The organism is Janthinobacterium sp. GW821-FHT03C08, assembly GCF_059420905.1.
The window spans coordinates 170,548-190,829 of record NZ_JBWKUP010000010.1 but is presented as its reverse complement, the minus strand read 5'-3'; the positions used below and the strand labels follow the sequence as shown (position 1 = coordinate 190,829).

The window sequence follows — 20,282 nt, the reverse complement described above, 5'->3', positions numbered from 1 at the left end:
GGTGTTCTCCTATTTGAGGTCGAAGCCGGCGGCGGGCTGGGCAGCGGCTGCCTGCGGCTGCATGGGAGCGGCGGGCGCCGGCGCTGGTGCCGATGTGGCTGCCGGCGCCGGTGCGCTGCCTTCCATTTTTCCCTGCATGAACATGTCGCCGCGCGTTGGCTGGATGTAGTCGTCGGTGGGCAGCTTGTAGTCGGCCGGCAGGGGCTTGACCAGGTGCGGCGTGATGATGAAGACCAGTTCGGTCCGGTCCGTCTGGAAGTCCGTGCTGCGGAACAGGGCGCCCAGCACGGGCACTTCGCCCAGGCCCGGCAGCGCCTTGATATTGCTCGTCACATTGTTCTTGATCAAGCCGCCGATGGCGAAGCTCTGGCCGTCGAACAGCTGCACCGTGGTGGTGGCGCGGCGCGTCGTGAACGACGGCAGGATGGCCGTCGTCGACACCCCGGTGGCGGTGATGCCGATGCCGTCCTTGTTCAGGTCAGACACTTCCGGCGCCACCTTCAGGTTGATGCGTCCGCCGTCGAGCACGGTGGGCGTGAATTTCACGGCCACGCCGAATTCCTTCTCTTCCAGGGTGATCGTGGGCACGCCGCCGTTGTTGGTCTGGCTGACGGGGATGAAGATCTTGCCGCCGGCCAGGAAGCTCGCCTCCTGGCCGCTGATGGCCATGATGTTCGGCTCGGCCAGGACCTTGATCAGGCCATCGCGCTTCTGCGCGTCGAGGTTGAAGAAGTTGTTCTTGCTGGCGCCGCTCAAGCCGCTGGGATTGTTGCTGAGCAGGCTGGACAGCAGCGAATACGACCAGCTGCCGATGGTCTTGTTTATGCCCAGGCTGGCCCCGAGCTGGTCGACGAGCACCTTCGACACTTCGGCCACCTTCACTTCCAGCATGACCTGCTGCGGCGCGGCGATCGACAGCAGGTTGATCACGCGCGGCATGGCGGCATCGGGCGTGGCGGCAGGGGCCGCGGGCGCCGCGCCGGCTGCCGGGGCTGCGCTGGCGCCGGCACCGGCGGCGGAGCTGCTGCGCGCGCTGCGCTGCACGTAGGCGTTGGCCAGCGACAGCGCCTGGTCGGCCTTGACGGCATCGCTGACCACGCCCGACAGGATCAGGGTGTCGCCCGCCACGGTGATGTGGATGTTCTTTTCGTTCGGCAGCAATTCGTTCATGCGCGCCTGCAGGCTGCTGCTGTCGATGCCGACGGCCAGGTCGACGATGGTGGCGTCGTTGTTCTTGTTCCACAGGATCAGGTTGGTGGTGCCGACCGAGCGTCCCAGCAGGTACACCTCGCTGGGATTGAGCAGGATGACGTCGGCGATGCGCGGATCGCCGACGGACATGCGGCTGGCGGCAAACGGCAGGCGCATCAGGGTCGACTTGCCTTCGGCCAGGCTCATTTGCGGCGCCATCTCGGTGCGGCCGGCGCGCGATTCGCTTTGCGGCGGCGTGGCCCGGGGACGGGCCGTCGCGCGGCTGCTCCTGGCGGCGCCCGCGTCGGCGGCAACGGCGGCAACGGCAGTGGTGGCAGTGGCGGCGACGGGTTCGCCGCGCGCCTGGGGCGCCAGGGCGCCGATCATGGCGAGGGCAAGCGCCAGGCTGAGTACCCGGCTTTCGCTTGCTGTGCAATATGTGCTCATGGCGTGACTCCTCTGGTGCAGGTTAGAATTGTTGGGAGCTGCGTTCCAGCCCCTTGATGACATCGACGCGGGGACCGGCCTGCGGCGCAGGCGCCGCGGCAGGACGGCGGCGTGGCGCCGGTTTGGCCTGCACCATGGCGGCCGGGGCGGCGGTGGCGACCTTTTCATCGAGCAGGCTCGATTTGGTGGCGCCGTCCGTGTTGACGGGCTTGTCCTCGACCTGGTTGCGCAGCACCAGCGACAGGGTGCCCACGCTGCGCGCCAGGTCGAGTTTTTCAGCCTGCTCCGGCGTCAGCTCCAGCGTCACCGCATTGACCACCTTGGGCTTGGTGTCGTCGCGGTTCGATTCCTGGGCGATGGCCAGCACGAGGATGCGTTCGAGGACGATCTTGGAAATGTTCGGATCGCGGTCCGGCGTCTTGCGGGCACCCTCGCCCTGGGTGTTGACGAGGATGTCGACGAAGTTGCCGGGCAGGGCGAAGCCGGCCACGCCCACCACGTCGTTGACGCGCACGGTCATGGCGCGCTTGCCCTCGGCGACGACGGCCGACAGGCCGCCCTGGGTGCCCGGTGGCGCCAGCTTGCCTTCCATGATCGGTTCGCCATGCTGGATGCTGGTGCGCGTGACGCGCGTGTCGAGCAGCTTGGGATCGTTGATGGCGCCCGGCGGCAGGGCGTTCGACGGCCAGTCCACCATGCGCACCATGTCGGGCGTGATGCGCGCCCCCAGGCTGATGTCGATCTGGGCCACGGCAACCTTGTTGATGTTGCCCGAAGCCTGGGCATTGATCCAGCGCGCGGCCACGATGACCGCGGCGAACGCCAGGATGACCGCAATGGCCATCATCGTCAGAGCGCGTGCGTTTCTCATTTTGCTTCCCCTTTGTGCTGGACCGCTGCCGGTCCGGTGAGTGTGCTTGCCAGCGTGTCATCGCTGCCGAAATAGTTTTCCCATGCCCAGAACAGCACTTCAGGCGACAGCTGCGCCGGATGGTCTTCATAGCGCGCCTGGTCGCAGACCTGCGCCAGGATGTCGCGCGGATAGCAGGCCAGCAGGGGGCGCCCGTACTGGCTGTGCAGGTGCAGCAGGTAGGTGTACGAGGCTTCGTCGAAATTGATGCCCAGCTGGGCGCAGGTGCTGCGGAACACGGCCAGGTAGTGGTAGGCGCTCAGCGGGCCCACGTGGATCTTGTAGCCGATGCGGCGCAGGAAGGAATCGTCGGCCAGCTGTTGCGGCGCCAGGTTCGAGGAAAACACGACGATGACGTCGAAGGGCACGGGGAATTTGTAGCCCGTGTGCAGGGACAGGTAATCGACGTGGCGCGCCATCGGCACGATCCAGCGGTTCATCAGTTCCACGGGTGAGCAGCGCTGGCGGCCCAGGTCGTCGATGATGAAGATGCCGTTGTTGGCCTTCAGGTGCGGCGGCGCCTGGTACAGCCGCGCGCCCTGGTCGAATTGCAGGTCCAGCATGTCGAGGGTCAGTTCGCCGCCCGTCAGCACGGCGGGGCGCTCGGCGCGCACCCAGCGCGGGTCCGATGGCAGGGAAGCGCTGCCCGACAGGGTATGCAGCATGGGGTCGAGGAAGGGCAGCACTTCGCCGTCGACCATCACGGCATGGGGCAGGGCGATGGCGCCGCTGAGCAGGCCGTTGAGGCGCTCGGCCAGGTAGCTCTTGCCGCTGCCGGCAGGGCCGTGGAAGAACAGGGCGCGCCCGGAATTCATGGCCGCGCCCAACTGGTCGAGCACGGCCGAGCTGGCGACCACGTGGCGGAATTCGCGCATTACGTCGTCGCGGGTGACGTGCATGTGCGCCACGCTCTGTGCCAGCACCTGGTTGCTGTAGTCGGCCAGGGTGACGGGCGCGGGGCCGCTGTAGGCATTGCGGCGCAGGTACTCGGCGGCGCGCAGGCGGCCCTGGTCGCCCAGTTGGTAATACAGGTCGGCGTCGGTGCCGCTGCTGCCGTTGCGGCGCGCTTCGCACAGCTTTTCCGCACGCATGAAGGCGAGCAGCGGTTCGAGCACGCCGGCGCCCAGCTTGACGTGGGTCGACAGTGCGGGCAGGCCGATCTGGCCGCGCAGGAAGAGGATCTTTACCAGCAGCTCGACGAGGAACAGGAAGGGCAGTCCCGTTTCTTCGACCGTGCGCGGCGCGCGCTTGGCCGCCGGTTCGACGCCGCCGCCGTCGCTGCGTTCTGGATAGGTATCAGGCATGATGGGTGCTCCTCTTGCTCGGATGGGCGGGAATCAGAAAATGAAGGGCAGCAGGCGGTACTTCACCTGGCGCATGTAGACGCGGTAGCACACGTCGGTGGACAGGAAGCGCTCTTCGCGCAGCAGGCGCGCCACCAGCATGGAGATCGTCGCGACGTAGGCCACGGTATTGGCAGGCGAGGTATTGGCCAGCAGGTAGCCGCTCAGGGAAATCAGGTAGCTGGCGTACAGGGGATGGCGCACCAGGCGGTAGACGCCGCCCGTCTTGATGTCGCGCTGCGCCGCCACCAGGCCGAAGCTGCGGTTCAGCGACAGCAGGCCGGCGATCTGCAGCAGGCTGCCGACGGCCAGCAGATAGCGCGCGCCGGGCCAGATGGCCATGTCCGATGGCGCGAAGAAGAACGGGGCGAAGGTGGCGCCGATGGCCAGCAGCCAGTCGCCCGCGTCGGTGGAGACGCTGACGGGGGCCGAACGGACGATGAAGAACAGGGCCGCCAGGGTTTCGGCCGCGCAGAACAGCAGGTAGCTCCAGTCGCCGCTGTGCAGGTAGCCCACCACGTGGGCGCTGGCAAAGACGGTCCACAGGCCGGCCATGGTGATGCTGGTGAGCAGGCTGGCGCGGCGGGAGTGGCAGAGGGTGGCGATGGTATCCATGGTCATGTCCTGTCGTGGTGGGTGGCTGGAGCGGCGCGTGTCAGCGCAAGCTCCACAGATGGGTGTAATGCAGGAACACCTGCAGCAAGGTGCCGCTGGCAATGGCAAAGGCGTAGGCCAGCTTGCCGGTGGCCGGTGGCGGCTCGGCGATGGTGGCGGCGCCACCGGCCAGGCTGTGCAGCAGGGCGCCCAGCATCATGTGATAGGTGTTCTTCAGCACCTGGCGCAGGCGCTGCCCGGCCAGCGCGGCGGCCAGGGCCAGCACGCCGCCGGCCAGGAGGGTCAGCAGGGCCGCTTCCAGCACGGCGTCCGGTCCCAGGAAGGCGCCGCACATGGCCATCAGCTTGACGTCGCCGGCGCCCAGGGCGCGCAGCAGGTACATGGGCAGCAGCAGGGCCAGTCCGGCGCCGGCACCGGCCAGCGCCTGCGGCAGGCCCAGGCCGCCGAACGGGGCGTCGAACAGGCCGGCGCCGGGTGGCACGAAGCTGTTCAGGGCCAGGCCGGCCAGGGTGCCCCACAGCACCAGCTGGTTGGGGATGCGGCGCGTGCGCAGGTCGTGCCACAGCGCGGCGCCCAGCAAGGCGGCCAGCATGGCCAGGCACAGCAGCATGGACAGGGGGGCGTTCATGATGTCACTCCTCCCTTGCTCATGCAGGGCACCGGCGCCAGGGCAGCAACGGGGGCCGCCGCCTCGCGGCCCAGCATCCTTCCCACGAGGCGCCACACCAGCACCGCGCCGGCCGCGCCCACATAGCCGTCCACGGCGTAGTGCCAGCCCAGGTGGATGGAGCCGAGCATGATCAGCACGGCGAAGACGGACAGGGCGGTCCCGGCGGCACGGCTGACTCTCCAGCCCATCATGGCCATCAGCACGGCCGTGGCCACATGCATGCTGGGCATGGCGGAAATGCCCAGCTCGCCGTTCGCGCCCTTGCTTTGGTAGCCTCGCCACAGCATGTCCTGCACCTGCAGGGCCCAGACGGGAATGTGCTGGTTGGCTTCATGCAGGTAGGCCATCAGCGGCGCATACGGGTCGCTGGCGTGCAGGTGGCCGTAGTAGCAGGGGCCCACCGAGGCGAACAGCACGGCCAGGACGCTGCCCAGCGCGATCCACGTCAGTGCAAAGCTGAGCAGGAACTGCATGCGCAGCAGGGGGCGGCGCGTATCGAGGATGAGCCAGTACAGGATGGCGTAGAACAGGAAGAACCAGAAGTGGTAGGAAAAGTTCAGCAGGGCCGTCACCAGCGGATGGCCCAGCAGCGGCTGCAGCCTTTCCCACGGTGCCATGCCGCCATGCAGGGCCATGTCCCAGGACGACAGGGTGGCATCCCAGGTATAGGGGTGCAGGCGCGGGATGGCGGACTTGAAGACGGTAAAGCTGGAGGCGAAGATGGGGATCAGCAGTATGGCCGGCAGCGCGTGCAGCAGGCGTTCGTTGCTCAGGTAGCGGCGCAGGTCGTGGTACAGGTAGTGGCACAGGCGGTGCGGACGCTGCACCACCATCACGCGGATGGTGTAGCCGCACAGGATGAAGACGGGACCCGTGAGGATGGCCACGAGGAAGCCGGCCAGCACGTTGAGGATCTCCGAGGGGCTGGGCAGGCTGCCGGCCAGCAGGGTGGCTGCGGCGGCGTACAGCAGCACGATTAGCAGCAGGACGCGGTGGGTGCGCAGCGAGGCGCGCAGGGTGTTCATGACAGGGCCAGGACCACTTGGTCCTTGACGTAGACAAACAGCTGCTTGACCTGGTCGCCGAGCAGGGTGATCGTGAGCACCAGCAGTGCCGCTATCAGGCCCGCCAGCAGCGCGTATTCGATCGCTGTGACGGCCGATTCGTCGGATAAACGGGCGAAGAAAGATTTCACGATGGGCCTCGCTCTGCATCTTCAAGGTGGACGTGCCGGGAAATGCGGTAAAACGTTGTCCGGGCCGGCGCAGGGCCGGTCCGGACGGCGCTGCATCAATTTGCGGCGGTGAGTTTGGTGCCGATGGTGCTGAAGGTCTTTTTCAGCTGGGTACCGACGATGGTGACGGCGGCGATGATCACGACGGCAATCAGGGCAGCGATCAGGCCGTACTCGATTGCAGTAACGCCATCTTCTTCGCGGATAAAGTTTTTGATGAGTTTCATGACAACTCCTAGCGGTGGTTAAGGTACAGCGGTGGGTAAAACGACATGACAATCTTGCTTGCTGCTGCTTCGGGCCGGCCGTCTCATGGGCTTTCCCCCAGTGCCAGCAAACCGATGATGCACACCACGGCCATGAGCGCCGCCACCAGTGCATAGCGGTAGAACGCGGCTTTCTCCTTGCCCTGCAAATAGGTGATCAGGGCCGTCGGAAGAATCTTGTCAAAGCGCATGCTGTGCTCCGTGTCGTGGTGGGCCGCGGCGGTAATCTGCACTCCGGTAACACCACTATAGAAGTCGGCAGCTTGATCTACATCAGAAGAACATCCTTTTGTTGCAAGGAGGAACTGCTTGTTTTTTTCGTGACAATTGTCATGGTTGAGCTCGACGCACAGGGGCGGCGGCCATGCCGCTGGCTGGCGGGGATGGTGGCGGAGAGGGGGGCGGAGAGGGGGGGCGCGGCCCTGTGGCGGCCGCGCGGCGGGATGGGGGCGTCAGGCGCCGGGCGGCAATTCGCCCAGGTGGTGCTTGGTGGCGTAGGCGTACAGTTCCAGGCGGTTGTAGACGCCCAGCTTGCGGTAGATCGAGGTCAGGTGGTTGCGCAAGGTATGTTCGGAGATGAACAGCTGGTCCGCCAGCAGCTTGGCGGGCGTGCCGCTGCCGTGCACCAGGGCGGCGATGATCTTTCTTTCCTTGAGGGTCAGGCTGGCCACGGCGACGGCCTGCGCCGAACCGCCGCCGGGCTGCGTCAGCTGCGTCAGCATGCGTCCCAGCATGGCGTGTTCCAGCCACAGTTCGCCGTGGTAGACCTTTTCGATGGCCTTGAGCACCATCTCCGCCGGCGCATCCTTGCTGACGATGCCGCGCGCGCCCTTGAGCACGGTCTGGTCCAGGATGGCCTGGTCGTGGCTGGCCGTCAGCACCAGCACGCGCGTGCTGCCGCATTGCGCCAGCGCCGGCAGGATGGCCAGCGAGCTGATGCCCCCCAGGTCCAGGTCCAGCACGACCACATCGGGCGACAGCGCTTTCGCCAGCTCCAGCGCCTCGGTGCTGTCGGAGGCCGTGGCGACCACCCGCATGCCCGAATGGTCGCCGCCGATCAGGCGTTCCAGGCCCCACAGCATGGTCTTGTGATCATCCACCAGCAGGACGCTGATGAGATGGCTGGCCGGCGGCATGGCGTGATGGTCGTTCATATGGGAATCTCGATCTGGACGGAGGTGTTGCCCTGCGTGTCCTGCGTGACGCGGGCCGTGCCGCCCAGGGCGGCGGCCCGCTCGGCCAGCGAATCGGGCAGGAAGTCGGGTATATGCGCGGCGGCGCATTCGTTGTCGATGCTGATGTGCAGCGCGCCCTGGGCGCAGGTCAGCTTGACGGCGCCATGGCGGGCCGAGGTGTGCTTGCGGATATTGCTCATGCCTTCGTTGACGATCTGAAACACTTCGGCCGCCAGGCGGTCATTGATGTGCAGGTCGCCCTCGATGTGCAGGGTGATGTCGATGCCATAGAATTCGCGGATCTGCGTGGCCTGGCGGCGCAGTGCGACGAGCAGTTCCGGCTCGCTTTGCACCTGGCCGTTCTTGAAGGTGCGCGCGTAGCTGCGCAGGTCGGTGATCACCTGGCCCGACATGAGGATCAGCTTTTCCAGCTCGGGCAGCAGGGGATTGCCCGGCGTGGCTTCGTTGCGCAGGGCGGCCAGGCCGTGGCGCAGGCCGATATACGGCTGGATGGCCGTGTCGTGCAGGTCGCGCGCGATCTTTTCGCGCTCGCGCGAGGCCGCTTGCGAGGCCAGGCGGTCGAGCAGGTCGATGTTCTCGATGACGGGAAACGCCTGCGCGCCGATATGGCTGAGGAACAGGGCGTCGGTCCTGCTCATGCTGGTGGCGGAGACGATAAAGATGCGGCCTTTGCCATTGCGCAAGGGCAGGGGCGCGCTGATGAAGGCGTGCGCCTCGAGCAGCTCGGCCAGGCGCGCGCCTGCCGCATCGTCATGCCGCAGCCAGCGTCCGCTGTGCGGGTCCTGCATGCGCGCCCCGCCGGACCAGGGCAGCCAGAGTCCCGCGGGCTGGTTGTACAGCGCGATCTTGTCGGGCGCAAAGGCGAGCAGGGGGCTGGCCGCCTCGTCGCTGAGGAGCGAACTGGTGTGCATGATGCCCGATGCCGTATGGATCACGCTGCGCAGCGACCAGACCCGCGTTCCCTTGTCCTGCATGACGAGCAGACAACTGCGGCCGTTGAAGTAGCTGCGCGTCTTTTCCAGCACCGAGGTGATCGTCTGGTCGACGCCGAAGCGGGGGTTGGACAGCTGGCTGACATCGCGCAGCAGGGCCAGGTGGCTGCGCTGCGTGATGGCCGAACCGCCCCAGTAGGCGATCATGTAGCCGAGCGCGAGCAGGAAAGTGCTGCGCAACAGCAAGCGCGACAACTCCGCATCCGATTCGCCGAACAGGGCCGTGGCGGCGAACAGGCCGGCCGAGGCCAGGGTGACGCGGGCGCCTTCCTCGAAGCCGCGCTGGAACGACGATGTCAGGATGGCAAAGAAAAAAAACAGGAAGAATAAATTGTTGTGGCTGCTGGTGGAAAAGACGATGAGTGCATACCAGGCCACGTCCAGCCAGTACAGCAGGATGTCCTGTGGCAGGTTGATGCCCAGCACGGCCAGCACGTAGAGCAGCAGGCTGTGCAGGGTGTAGGCGGAAAAGATCAGCCAGGTGATCCTGCTCAGCTTGCCGGCGCTTTCGGGGTCGATGAACAGGGTCAGCAAGGTCGCGCTGGACAGCAGCAGGCGCATGCCATTGACCATGGTCGTATCCAGGCCAGCGCCCGGCAAACGGGAGGTGAGAGGCAGATCGAGGTTCACAAGCACTCCTGGGCGTATCCGCGCAGGAGCGGCGCATGCGCGTGAATGGATACCGCAGATAAATTCTTGTTGTTTTTGCTGCAATCAGCTATGAGTCTACGCATCCGCCGGAAAGATGTCTACTGGAATTACATGGCGGACGTTGCTTTCCTACAGCGCCTGCACCATGACGCGGTTGCGGCCGGCCCGCTTGGCCAGGTACAGGGCGCGGTCGGCCGCGCCGATCAGGGCGGAGATTTCCAGCGGCTGGTGCGGATGCTGCGTGGCGATGCCGATGCTCACCGTGATGTGCTTGACGTCATTGCCCGTCTTGGCGTGCGGAATGCGCAGGTCGGCCGCGCGCTGGCGGATCGCCTCGGCCATGCGCAAGGCCTGCGCCGCATCCGTATCGGGCAGGATGGCGGCAAATTCCTCGCCGCCATAGCGCGCCAGCAGGTCGGTGGGGCGCTGCAGCATGGCGGCCAGTTCGGCCGCCACGCGGATCAGGCAGCCGTCGCCCTGCTGGTGGCCGTAGTGGTCGTTGTAATCCTTGAAATGGTCGATATCGATCATCAGCAGCGACAGGGGGCTGCCCGTGCGCATGGCGCGCCGCATTTCCTTCTCGATGGCGACGTCGAAGTGGCGGCGGTTGGCGATGCCCGTCAAGCCGTCGGCAAAGGTTTGCGAGCGCAACACCATGGTCTGTTCGCGCAGCAGCTTCTCGCGGCCCACGGCGATGGTGACATCATTGATCTGGATCAGGCAGTGGCGCGGCGCGCCGGGTAAATTGATCGGTGTGACGGCGATCGCCTGCTGCATGCGTTCCTGGCCTTCCGTCGCCCCCGCGGCGGCGCCATGCGTGTACAGGGCAAACGGCGCCTTGTGCAGGGTTTGCGACAGCAGTGACTGGAAATTGTCGCGCAGGGCCTGGGTGATGGCCGAATCGATGCGCCTGTGCCGCAGGTCCGGGAAGATGGCAAAGAAGTCCTGGCCCAGCACGGCCTCGGCCGTCCAGGCGGAATGGCGCGCCATCCAGCGGTTCCACAGCACGATGCGGTGTTGCTCGTCGAGCACGATGGCGCCCAGGTTGACGGCGCCGATGATGCTCTCGAGCAGGGCGAGTCGGTGTAAGGCATCCGGCATGATCTTCACGCCTGTCCCAGGACCTTGGCCAGGTAGCGGCTCACCTGCTGCTTCAGGTCGTGCAGGGCGGACAGGTCGAGCACGAAGGCGACATAGCCGTGGATCTGGTGCTTGGCCAGCACGAAGTCGATGTGCAGCATCAGCACGACGGCCTCGTCGTCCTGGCCGCCGAAGGACGACAGGATTTCCGCGCTGGTACCCACGTGGTACAGGGGCAGCGAGCCATGCAGTTCGCTGTCGAACAGGTTGGCCAGGGTTCCCACGCAGGAATTGAGGATGATGTTGCCGATTTCGCTCATCGCCTCCTGTTCCATCTCCGTCAGTTCCTGCAGCGGCATGGCGTCGCCCACCATCAGGCGCACGATTTCCAGGCTCTTGTCTTCCGGGAACATCAAAATGGCTTCGGTGGCGAAGGCGCCGTCATAATGCTGGCTGACGCCGCAGATGCGTTCGCCATCTTTCTTGCTGCCCAGCAGGGCGGCCGCGTCGGCGCGGTTCAGGAAGGTGATGGAAGGCACCGACATGGTGACTTCTTCATTGACGATCTCGCTCATCGCGGCGGCCGCGTGGCCTACCCCGATATTGAATATCTCCACGAGGGCATCGTTTTCCAGTTCGGAGAGATTGACCATGCTCACAGTCCCAGTGAATCGATCAGCTGGTGGATGCGCGTTTCCGTGATCGGTTTTTCCATGAAGCCGACGCCGAGTTCGCTGGCGCGGTTGCGGATGGCATTCTGTACATTGGCCGTGACGAGGAAGATGGGGGTCTGCGGGCACAGCACGCGCAATTGTTCCGCCGCCGCCACGCCGCCCATGCCGGGCATGTTGACATCCAGTAGTATCAGGACAGGCTTGACGGTCTTGACTTTTTCCAGGGCTTCTTCACCCGTCGCCGCCTCGATGACTTGCCAGTCGGCATGTTTGCTGAGGATGAATTGATGCGACATCAAACGTGAAACCCGGCTGTCATCGACAACAAGTACCTGTTTACTGTGATTCATTTGCTGTTCCTGAAACGTCATATGTGTCAATAGTGGCATTTTCGCATATTTTAACGGGCATACGGAGGAATTGAGCAATCAATTGCTCTTGAGCAAAATTCACGCCGCCAGGGTGGAGCAAAAGCCACGGCAGGCAGGCAAGGGCGGCTGGATGGGCCGGCAATCCGTTAAAATGGCGGCATTCCTCACTTTAGCCTGAATGCCATGACCCAAGACGAATTGAAGCAAGCCGTAGCCCGCGCCGCCATTAACTACGTGGTGGAAGGTGAAATCATCGGCGTCGGTACCGGTTCCACCGCCAATTTCTTCATCGATGAACTGGCCAAGATCAAGGACCGCATCAAGGGGACGGTCGCGTCCTCCGAAGCGACGGCTGCCCGCCTGGCCGGCCATGGCATCCCCGTCTTCGACCTGAACGACGTCGAGTCGATCGCCGTCTACATCGACGGCGCCGATGAAATCACGGCTAGCGGCGCCATGATCAAGGGCGGCGGCGCGGCATTGACGCGTGAAAAGATCGTCGCTTCCGTCGCCAGACAATTTGTCTGCATCGCCGACGGCTCGAAACTGGTGGACACCCTGGGCGCCTTCCCGCTGCCCGTGGAAGTGATCCCGATGGCGCGCGCCGCCGTGGCGCGCCAGCTGGCCGCGCTGGGCGGCACGCCCCGTCTGCGCCTGAAGGCGGGCACTACCGAAGCGTTCATCACGGACAACGGCGGCGAGATCATCGACGTGCTGGGCCTGCAGATCGCCGACCCGGTGGCGCTGGAACAGCAGATCAACCAGATCGTCGGCGTCATCGCCGTTGGCCTGTTCGCCGTGCGCGGCGCGAATGTCTGCCTGCTGGGCATGCCGGAAGGCGTGCGTACCCTGGCGTACTAAGGTGATCGCCGGCGTCCGCCGGCGTTGCTACCTTGCTACCTGTATTACACGGCGGCCCCTTGCGGGCCGCTCGTCATTGCTGCCTGGCGGTAGACGGCCACGGTGCGCAGCAAGCCGCCCAGGAAGAGGCCGCTGAAGCAACCGTAGGCGAGGCAGACGGGCACGATGAAGCCGGCCGCGTGGGCATAGGCGGGCGCGATGGACAGGGTCACGGCGACCGCATATTTCATGCAAAAAATACACATCATCAAGATCAAAGGCAGCCAGCTGCCGGGACGCTGCACGCTGCCCCGCTCGGGATAGGCCGTCAGCTTGCCGGCATCGGTCAGCGACCAGGCCAGCGCCGCGCCGCCCAGTGCGCCGGCTACCCAGGCGTACGGCGCCATGCCGGCAAAACCGAAGCTGCCGTGCACGCCGCTCAGCGACAGGGCCAGCATGACGAGCGGAATGATGCACAGCTTGCGCAAGCTCACTTCGCGGGCCCGGCTGGCCAGCACGCCGCGGTACACGAGGAAGGCCAGGATGGCCCAGACGTAGAGGGGAGTGTGGCTGAAGATTTGCTGCAACATGGTGTCCGCCTTTGGTGTGAGGTTGTCGATGGGCGTACTGTGCCAGCCGGCGGTGCGGGCGGCGAGCGGCTTGCGACGAAACGGAGAGGCGGTGCCGTGAAACGGCGGGGGAAGGCGCGAAACGCAGGTGAAACTGCCCGTGACGCGGTCACGGGCAAGCGATACGGCTTATTCCGTAGGCGGCACGTAGCCCATGGCGGCATCGGCGCCATCGCCGAAGAAATGCTTTTCCATCTGCGTGGCCAGGTATTTGCGGGCGCGCGCGTCGGCCAGGTTCAAACGGTTTTCGTTGACCAGCATGGTCTGGTGCTTGAGCCAGGCGGCCCACGCTTCTTTCGACACCGATTCGTAAATCTTCTTGCCCAGTTCGCCCGGGTACGGCGGGAAGTCCAGTCCTTCGGCTTCCTTGTTGAGTTTGATGCAGTGGATCGTGCGGGCCATCTGTGCTCCTGAATCAGTGTAGAGATAAAGCGTGATTATAAGGCACTTTGCGTGTCTCCTCGCGAGGCCGTCGCGGCCCGGCCACGCGCCGTTTGCCGGGCGCTTGCGCTGGATCAAATTTGATCTGCGCCGCCCTAGCTAGTAAGATGCCTTACCGCGCCAGCCGCTGGCTGCGCCTCTTCCAAGCAAGTAGTAACAATTAACCAATATGGAATCCCTATGACCTCAGTGAAAGTCCATGGCATCGATGTCAGCAATACCGGCAGCTTTGCGCTGTTTGGCGGCATCAACGTGCTCGAATCGCGCGATCTGGCCATGCGCGCGTGCGAAGAATATGTGCGCGTGACGCAAAAACTGGGTATTCCCTATGTGTTCAAGGCTAGTTTCGACAAGGCCAACCGTTCTTCGATCCATTCCTACCGGGGACCGGGCCTGGAAGAAGGCATGCGCATCTTCCAGGACGTCAAGGCGGCGTTCGGCGTGCCCGTGATTACCGACGTGCATGAGCCATGGCAGGCGCAGCAGGTGGCCGAAGTGGTCGACGTGCTGCAATTGCCGGCCTTCCTGGCGCGCCAGACGGACCTCGTCGTGGCCCTGGCGAAAACGGGCAAAGTGATCAACATCAAGAAGCCGCAATTTTTGAGCCCAGGCCAGATGGCCAATATCGTCGAGAAATTCAAGGAAGCGGGCAACGACCAGTTGATCCTGTGCGACCGCGGCACTTGCCTCGGCTATGACAACCTGGTGGTCGACATGCTGGGCTTTGGCGTCATGAAAAAGACCTGCGACGACTTGCCCATCATCTTCGACGTCACGCACGCCCTGCAGCAGCGCGATCCCGGCGGCGCCGCGTCGGGCGGCCGCCGCCAGCAAGTGGCGGACCTGGCCCGCGCCGGCCTGGCCGTCGGCATCGCCGGCCTGTTCCTGGAAGCCCATCCGGACCCGGACAATGCCCGTTGCGACGGCCCCAGCGCCTTGCCGCTGGACCAGCTGGAGCCATTCCTGGCGCAGTTGAAGGCGCTCGACGACCTGGTGAAATCGTTTGCTCCGCTGAATATCAAGTAATGGCAGGTAAGTAAAAAAAAGCCCGGCATGCCGGGCTTTTTCACGTGCTACAGGGTTTTAATTAAGACTTGCGACTTGCGCTGCCAGTTATACATATGCTGGCGGTCCTTCGGCAGATCGTCCACGGTGGCGGGCACGAAGCCCCGTTTCTTGAACCAGTGCGAGGTGCGCGTGGTCAGCACGAACAGTTTGTTCAGGCCGGCGGCGCGCGCGCGGTTTTCCATGTGTTTCAGGATGCGCTCGCCGTCGCCCTGGGCTTGCACTTCCGGGTTGACCGTCAAGCATGCCATTTCCGCCATCTTTTGCGCGGGGAAGGGGTACAGGGCGGCGCAGCCGAAGATGACGCCGTCATGCTCGATGACGGAGAAATAATCGATCTCGCGCTCGATCAGCTCGCGGCCCCGCTTGACCAAGGTGCCGTCCGCTTCCAGCGGCTCGATCAGTTTGATGATGCCGCCCACGTCTTCGATGGTGGCCTGGCGCAGGCTTTCCAGGTTTTCATGGCTGATCATGGTGCCCACGCCATCATGGGTAAACAATTCCAGCAGGGCGGAACCGTCCATCGAGAAGGGCACGATGTGCGAGCGCTCGACGCCGTTGTGGCATGCTTTGACGCAATGTTTCAGGTAGAACGCCGTGGCGTCGGGCAGGAAGCCGGCCATCAGCACGGCTTCGGCCTGGTGCGACGACAGTTCGCGGATTTCCACGCCCGTGGCGTCTTCCATCATCGGTGTTTCCGTGATGAAAATCAGTTTGTCCGCGTGCAGGGCGATGGCGGCGCTGCACGCCACGTCTTCCATGGTGAGGTTGAACGCTTCGCCCGTGGGCGAGAAACCCAGCGGCGACAGCAGCACCAGGCCGTCGGAGCCGAGGATGGAATGGATGGTTTCGGCATCGACCTTGCGCGTGATGCCCGTCAGTTCCAGGTCCACGCCATCGATCACGCCCAGCGGGCGCGCCGTGATGAAGTTGCCGGAAATGATACGGATGGCCGCATGCGACATGGGCGTGTTCGGCAAGCCCTGGCTGAACGCGGCCTCGATGTCGAGGCGCAGCTCGCCGGCCGCTTCCTTCGCGCATTCCAGTGCGGCAATATCCGTGATGCGCACGCCGTTGTGGAAGCGGCCTTCGACGTTACGCAAGGCCAGCTGTTCCGCCACCTGCGGCCGCGAGCCGTAGACGACGGTGACATTGATGTCCAGCGCATGCAGCAGGGACAAATCATGGGCCAGCACCTGCAGCGCCCCGGCGCTGACGAGTTCACCGGGGAAGGCGACCACGAAGGTCTTGCCGCGAAAGGCGTGGATGTAGGGCGCGACTGAGCGCAGCCATTGGACGAATTGGGTAGGGTTTTCCATTAAGCGCATTATAATTCGCTGCGCGATGTGCGCGCTTAAAATACCTGTAAAAAACAATGTCTTCAGCCAGCAATAAGTCTTCCCCTCCTTCCACCGTTGCAAATGTGCCCGCCAGCGGCGATGTTGCCACGCCTGCGCCGGGCCGCCAGCGCCCGCCCGTGAGCCAGCAAAGGCCGCAGCCGCCGCGCGCGGAACAGCAGAAACAGCAACAGCAGCAGCGCGCGCCGCGCGATGGCCAGCCTGCGCGCGACGGGCGTGACAGCCGGGAAAGCCGCGAAAGCCGCGAAGCCCGCGAGGCGGCCCGCGCCGCGCGCGAAGCGGAAAAGGCTTTCCGCAATCCGCTGCCGCCGATCACGTATCCGGAAGACTTGCCCGTCTCGGGCCGGCGCGAGGAGATCGCCAAGGCCTTGACGGAAAACCAGGTGATCATCGTTTCGGGTGAAACAGGCTCGGGCAAGACGACGCAGCTGCCGAAGATCTGCCTGGAACTGGGACGGGGCCAGAAGGGCCTGATCGGCCACACGCAGCCGCGGCGCATCGCCGCCTCGTCGACGGCCAAGCGCATCGCGCAGGAACTGGGCACGCCCCTGGGCGAAACCGTGGGTTTCAAGGTGCGCTTTGCCGACACGTTGACGAAGGGCGCCTCCGTCAAGCTGATGACGGACGGTATCCTGCTGGCCGAGACGCAGACCGACCCCTTGTTGAAAAATTACGACACCATCATCATCGATGAAGCGCACGAACGCAGCCTGAACATCGACTTCCTGCTCGGCTACCTGAAGCAGCTGCTGCCGCGCCGGCCCGACCTGAAGATCATCATCACCTCGGCCACCATCGACGCGGAGCGCTTCGCGCGCCATTTCGGCACGCCGGAAAAACCGGCGCCCGTGATCGAAGTGTCGGGCCGTTTGTACCAGGTGGAAGTGCGCTACCGTCCCGTGGAACGGGAACAGGTGGCCATGCCGGGCGCCGGCAGCAATGCCGACAAGCCAGGGCAAAGGACCGCTGCCGCGCGCGAAAAGCGCGACCTGATGGATGCCGTCGTCGATGGCGTGGAAGAACTGTGCCGCATCGGCTCGGGCGACGTGCTGGTGTTCCTGCCGGGCGAGCGCGAAATCCGCGACTGCGCCGAAGCGCTGCGCAAGCACCATCCGCCGCATGTGGAAATCCTGCCCCTGTTCGCCCGTTTGTCGGCCGAGGAGCAGGAGCGTGTGTTCAAGACCAGCAGTGCGCGCCGCATCGTGCTGGCCACCAACGTGGCGGAAACCTCGCTGACCGTGCCCGGCATCCGCTACGTGGTCGATGCGGGCCTGGCCCGCGTGAAGCGCTACAGCTACCGCAACAAGGTGGAGCAGCTGCAGGTCGAGCCGATCGCCCAGTCGGCCGCCAACCAGCGCGCCGGCCGTTGCGGCCGCGTGGCCGATGGCGTGTGCATCCGTTTGTATGAAGAGCAGGATTATCTGCTGCGGCCGAAATTCACGGAGCCGGAAATCCTGCGCTCCTCGCTGGCGGCCGTCATCCTGCGCATGAAGTCCCTGCACCTGACGGACGTGGAGACCTTCCCCTTCATCGAGCCGCCGCTGGCGCGCGCCATCGCCGACGGCTACCAGCTGCTGCAGGAACTGGGCGCTGTCGACGAAGTCAACAAACTCACGCCGCTGGGCAACAAGCTGGCCAAGCTGCCGCTGGACCCGCGCGTGGGCCGCATGATCCTCGCCGCGCTGGACAACGCCTGCCTGACGGAAGTGCTGATCGTCGCTTCCGCCCTGTCCGTGCAAGACCCGCGCGACCGCCCGATGGAACACCAGCAGGCGGCCGACGAGGCGCACAAGAAGTTCGCCGATGAAAAGTCGGAATTTCTCAGCTACCTGAAGATATGGCGCTGGTTCGAGTCCGCCATCGAGCACAAGAAAACCAACCGCCAGTTGCAGGACAATTGCCGCACGAATTTCCTGTCGCAGATGCGCTTGCGCGAATGGCGCGACGTGCACTCGCAGTTGTTGACCATCGTCAAGGAGCAGGGCTGGCGCCTGAACGAAGCACCGGCCACCTATGATAATCTGCACATGGCCCTGCTGACTGGCTTGCTGGGCAATATCGGCTTCAAGGGCGAGGACGAGCCGGGCGCGGGCTACCTGGGCGCGCGCGGCATCAAGTTCCACATCTGGCCCGGTTCCTCGCTGCTGAAAAAGCCGGGCAAGTGGATCATGGCGGCGGAACTGGTCGACACGACGCGCCTGTACGCGCGCTGCGTGGCGCAGATCCAGCCCGAGTGGCTGGAAAAGGTGGGCGGGCACCTGCTGAAGAAATCGTGGGGCGAGCCGCGCTGGGAAAAACGTTCGGCGCAGGTGACGGCGTCCGAACGCGCAACCCTGTATGGCCTGGTGGTGTACAGCCAGCGCCGTATCAATTACGGCAATTTCAACTTGCCGGAAGCGCGCGAAATCTTCATCCGCGACGCGCTCGTCGGCGGCGACTTCGACACGCGCGCGCCGTTCTTCGCGCACAACCATAAACTGATCAAGGATATCGAAAACCTTGAGCATAAGTCGCGCCGCCTGGACGTGCTGGTCGACGACGAGCTGATCGCCGCCTTCTACGACAAGCTGCTGCCGGCGGACGTGTGCAATGGCGCCGGCTTCGAGAAATGGCATAAAGAGGCCACGCGCGAGAACCCGAAGCTGCTGTACCTGAACCGCGAAGAGCTGATGCGCCACGAGGCGGCCGGCGTGACGACGGACCTGTTCCCGAAAACCATGTCCGTGACGGGCCTGGAAATGGGCCTCACCTACCACTTCGAGCCGGGCAGCGTGCGCGATGGCGTGACGTTATCGGTGCCGCTGTACGCGCTGAACCAGCTGCCGCGCGAGCGTTGCGAATGGCTGGTGCCGGGCATGCTGAAGGAAAAAGTCCATCTGCTATTGAAATCCTTGCCGCAGAAGCTGCGTCGCCATTGCGTGCCGCTGCCCGACTACGCGGCGAAGTTCTGCGAGCGCGTGCACGAGGCGGGCGTGTTTGGCCGTGGTGATTTGATCGACGCCATCATCGCGGACATCCGCGCGCAGATCACCATCAACGTGCTGACGACGGACTTCAAGCCGGAAACCCTGCCTGCCCATCACTTCATGAATTTCAAGGTGATCGACGAGCATGGCCGCCAGCTGGACATGGGCCGCAACCTGGCCACCCTGCAGGCGGAATTCGGCGGCCAGGCGCGCCAGAGTTTCCAGAAGCTGGCCGAAGTGTCGGGCGTATCCGGCACGGGCACGCCGGGTGCCAAGGTGGCGGGCGCGCAAGTGGCGTCGCGGCTGCAGGCGCAGGCGCAGGGCAGCAACGCGGCGCCAGGCAAGGGCGGCGCAGCGACCAAGGGCGCAGCAGCCGCTGCCGCGCCGGCGTCGCCGAATGCCACCGTTTCGCAGCACATGGGCTTGACGGGCTGGACCTTCGGCGAATTGCCGGAATTGCTGGAAATCGTGCAGGGCAAGCTGACCCTGATCGGCTTCCCCGCGCTGGTGGACAAGGGCACGCATTGCGACCTGGAAGTATTTGACGACCCGACCGTGGCTGCCCGCACGCACAAGGTGGGCTTGCGCCGCCTGTTCGCGCTGCAGATGAAGGAGCAGATCAAGTACGTCGAGAAAAGCATCCCCGGCCTGCAGCAGATGGGCATGCAGTTCATGGCCCTGGGGTCGCAGGAAGAGTTGCGCGAGCAAATCATCAACAAGGCGCTCGATATTGCCTGTTTGCAAGATCCGCTGCCGCTGGACGCCGCTTCGTTCGCCAAGCGCCAGGCGGAGGGCAAGTCGCGCCTCGTCTTGCTGGTCAATGAAATCGCCCGGCTGCTGGCGCAAGTGCTGACGGAATTCCACGGCTTGCCCAAGCGCCTGCAGAATATCCCGGCAGCGGCGGCTACCGACATCCAGTCGCAGCTGCAGGGACTCGTGCACAAGCGCTTCCTGACGGAAAACGAGTACACGCAGCTGGCGCATTTCCCCCGCTACCTGAAGGCGATCAATGTACGCCTGGAAAAACTGCGCGCCGATCCCGCGCGCGATACCAAGTTGATGGCCGAATGGCAATCGGCCGCCGCGCCGTATCTGCGCCAGGCCAAGGATCGCCAGGCGGGCAAGAACACGGACCCGAAACTGGTGGACTTCCGCTGGATGCTGGAAGAACTGCGCGTGTCCCTGTTTGCGCAGGAATTGCGCACGCCGATGCCCGTGTCTGCCAAGCGTTTGCAGAAGGTATGGGAGTCGATGCAAAGGTAGGTCGGATTAGCGCGTCCGCAGGGCGCGCGTAATCCGACAACAGCGTTGGCGGGTGGTGGCCAGCGGAGGGTATTGCTGGC

20 protein-coding genes are annotated in these 20,282 nt (G+C 64.7%); 3 read left to right on the top strand and 17 right to left on the bottom strand.

Annotated elements, in window-relative coordinates; genetic code table 11:
- Positions 1 to 9 precede the first annotated feature (9 nt).
- From AC07VL_RS16245 to AC07VL_RS16180, 14 genes are all read right to left on the bottom strand, one after another.
- Positions 10 to 1,638 carry a type II and III secretion system protein family protein gene (locus AC07VL_RS16245; protein WP_494806771.1) on the bottom strand — a complete coding sequence of 543 codons (1,629 nt, stop codon included), beginning with the start codon at positions 1,636 to 1,638 and terminating at the stop codon, positions 10 to 12.
- 22 nt (positions 1,639 to 1,660) lie between these two features.
- Positions 1,661 to 2,509, bottom strand: a complete 849-nt coding sequence (gene cpaB / locus AC07VL_RS16240; protein WP_494806770.1) for a Flp pilus assembly protein CpaB — start codon at positions 2,507 to 2,509, stop codon at positions 1,661 to 1,663.
- Positions 2,506 to 3,852 carry a DUF8689 domain-containing protein gene (locus AC07VL_RS16235; RefSeq protein WP_494806769.1) on the bottom strand — a complete coding sequence of 449 codons (1,347 nt, stop codon included), beginning with the start codon at positions 3,850 to 3,852 and terminating at the stop codon, positions 2,506 to 2,508. The genes cpaB and AC07VL_RS16235 overlap by 4 nt, the downstream gene beginning before the upstream one ends.
- Positions 3,853 to 3,885: 33 nt before the next feature.
- Positions 3,886 to 4,506 carry a methyltransferase family protein gene (locus tag AC07VL_RS16230; RefSeq protein ID WP_494806768.1) on the bottom strand — a complete coding sequence of 207 codons (621 nt, stop codon included), beginning with the start codon at positions 4,504 to 4,506 and terminating at the stop codon, positions 3,886 to 3,888.
- A 40-nt stretch (positions 4,507 to 4,546) separates the two neighbouring features.
- Complete coding sequence (locus AC07VL_RS16225) at positions 4,547 to 5,134, bottom strand: prepilin peptidase (RefSeq protein WP_494806767.1); 588 nt, start codon at positions 5,132 to 5,134, stop codon at positions 4,547 to 4,549.
- A complete protein-coding gene (locus AC07VL_RS16220; protein WP_494806766.1) occupies positions 5,131 to 6,201 on the bottom strand; it encodes a phosphatase PAP2 family protein in 1,071 nt (356 codons plus the stop codon). The genes AC07VL_RS16225 and AC07VL_RS16220 overlap by 4 nt, the downstream gene beginning before the upstream one ends.
- A complete protein-coding gene (locus AC07VL_RS16215; RefSeq protein WP_494806765.1) occupies positions 6,198 to 6,371 on the bottom strand; it encodes a Flp family type IVb pilin in 174 nt (57 codons plus the stop codon). Before AC07VL_RS16215 ends, AC07VL_RS16220 begins: the two co-directional genes overlap by 4 nt.
- A gap of 95 nt (positions 6,372 to 6,466) precedes the next feature.
- Complete coding sequence (locus AC07VL_RS16210) at positions 6,467 to 6,637, bottom strand: Flp family type IVb pilin (protein WP_290607606.1); 171 nt, start codon at positions 6,635 to 6,637, stop codon at positions 6,467 to 6,469.
- An 83-nt stretch (positions 6,638 to 6,720) separates the two neighbouring features.
- Positions 6,721 to 6,909: a hypothetical protein gene (locus AC07VL_RS16205; protein WP_494806764.1), complete on the bottom strand. Its 189-nt coding sequence runs from the start codon at positions 6,907 to 6,909 to the stop codon at positions 6,721 to 6,723.
- Between the two features lie 219 nt (positions 6,910 to 7,128).
- Entirely contained in the window at positions 7,129 to 7,830 is a 702-nt protein-coding gene (locus AC07VL_RS16200; RefSeq protein WP_494806763.1) for a response regulator, read from the bottom strand.
- Positions 7,827 to 9,494 carry a sensor histidine kinase gene (locus AC07VL_RS16195; RefSeq protein ID WP_494806762.1) on the bottom strand — a complete coding sequence of 556 codons (1,668 nt, stop codon included), beginning with the start codon at positions 9,492 to 9,494 and terminating at the stop codon, positions 7,827 to 7,829. Before AC07VL_RS16195 ends, AC07VL_RS16200 begins: the two co-directional genes overlap by 4 nt.
- A gap of 150 nt (positions 9,495 to 9,644) precedes the next feature.
- Complete coding sequence (locus AC07VL_RS16190; RefSeq protein ID WP_494806761.1) at positions 9,645 to 10,616, bottom strand: diguanylate cyclase; 972 nt, start codon at positions 10,614 to 10,616, stop codon at positions 9,645 to 9,647.
- A 5-nt stretch (positions 10,617 to 10,621) separates the two neighbouring features.
- A complete protein-coding gene (locus AC07VL_RS16185) occupies positions 10,622 to 11,248 on the bottom strand; it encodes a chemotaxis protein CheC (RefSeq protein WP_131371220.1) in 627 nt (208 codons plus the stop codon).
- 2 nt (positions 11,249 to 11,250) lie between these two features.
- Positions 11,251 to 11,619: a response regulator gene (locus tag AC07VL_RS16180; RefSeq protein WP_494806760.1), complete on the bottom strand. Its 369-nt coding sequence runs from the start codon at positions 11,617 to 11,619 to the stop codon at positions 11,251 to 11,253.
- Positions 11,620 to 11,823: 204 nt separating this feature from the next.
- Between AC07VL_RS16180 and rpiA the strand changes: the two genes are divergently transcribed.
- Positions 11,824 to 12,501 carry a ribose-5-phosphate isomerase RpiA gene (gene rpiA / locus AC07VL_RS16175; protein ID WP_494806759.1) on the top strand — a complete coding sequence of 226 codons (678 nt, stop codon included), beginning with the start codon at positions 11,824 to 11,826 and terminating at the stop codon, positions 12,499 to 12,501.
- Positions 12,502 to 12,545: 44 nt separating this feature from the next.
- Here the strand turns inward: rpiA and AC07VL_RS16170 are convergent, their stop codons facing one another.
- Positions 12,546 to 13,070, bottom strand: a complete 525-nt coding sequence (locus AC07VL_RS16170) for a DUF6622 family protein (protein WP_494806758.1) — start codon at positions 13,068 to 13,070, stop codon at positions 12,546 to 12,548.
- A 168-nt stretch (positions 13,071 to 13,238) separates the two neighbouring features.
- Positions 13,239 to 13,511, bottom strand: a complete 273-nt coding sequence (locus tag AC07VL_RS16165) for an oxidative damage protection protein (RefSeq protein ID WP_034750797.1) — start codon at positions 13,509 to 13,511, stop codon at positions 13,239 to 13,241.
- Positions 13,512 to 13,730: 219 nt separating this feature from the next.
- Here AC07VL_RS16165 and kdsA point away from each other — a divergent pair, with 219 nt between their 5' ends.
- A complete protein-coding gene (kdsA, locus tag AC07VL_RS16160) occupies positions 13,731 to 14,576 on the top strand; it encodes a 3-deoxy-8-phosphooctulonate synthase (protein ID WP_034750794.1) in 846 nt (281 codons plus the stop codon).
- Positions 14,577 to 14,623: 47 nt separating this feature from the next.
- Here kdsA and argA read toward each other — a convergent pair whose 3' ends face one another.
- On the bottom strand, positions 14,624 to 15,934 hold the full coding sequence (gene argA, locus AC07VL_RS16155) for an amino-acid N-acetyltransferase (protein WP_046685875.1): 1,311 nt from the start codon (positions 15,932 to 15,934) through the stop codon (positions 14,624 to 14,626).
- Between the two features lie 56 nt (positions 15,935 to 15,990).
- On the opposite strand from argA, the gene hrpA reads away from it, so the two are divergent.
- On the top strand, positions 15,991 to 20,202 hold the full coding sequence (gene hrpA, locus AC07VL_RS16150) for an ATP-dependent RNA helicase HrpA (protein ID WP_494806757.1): 4,212 nt from the start codon (positions 15,991 to 15,993) through the stop codon (positions 20,200 to 20,202).
- Positions 20,203 to 20,282 lie beyond the last annotated feature (80 nt).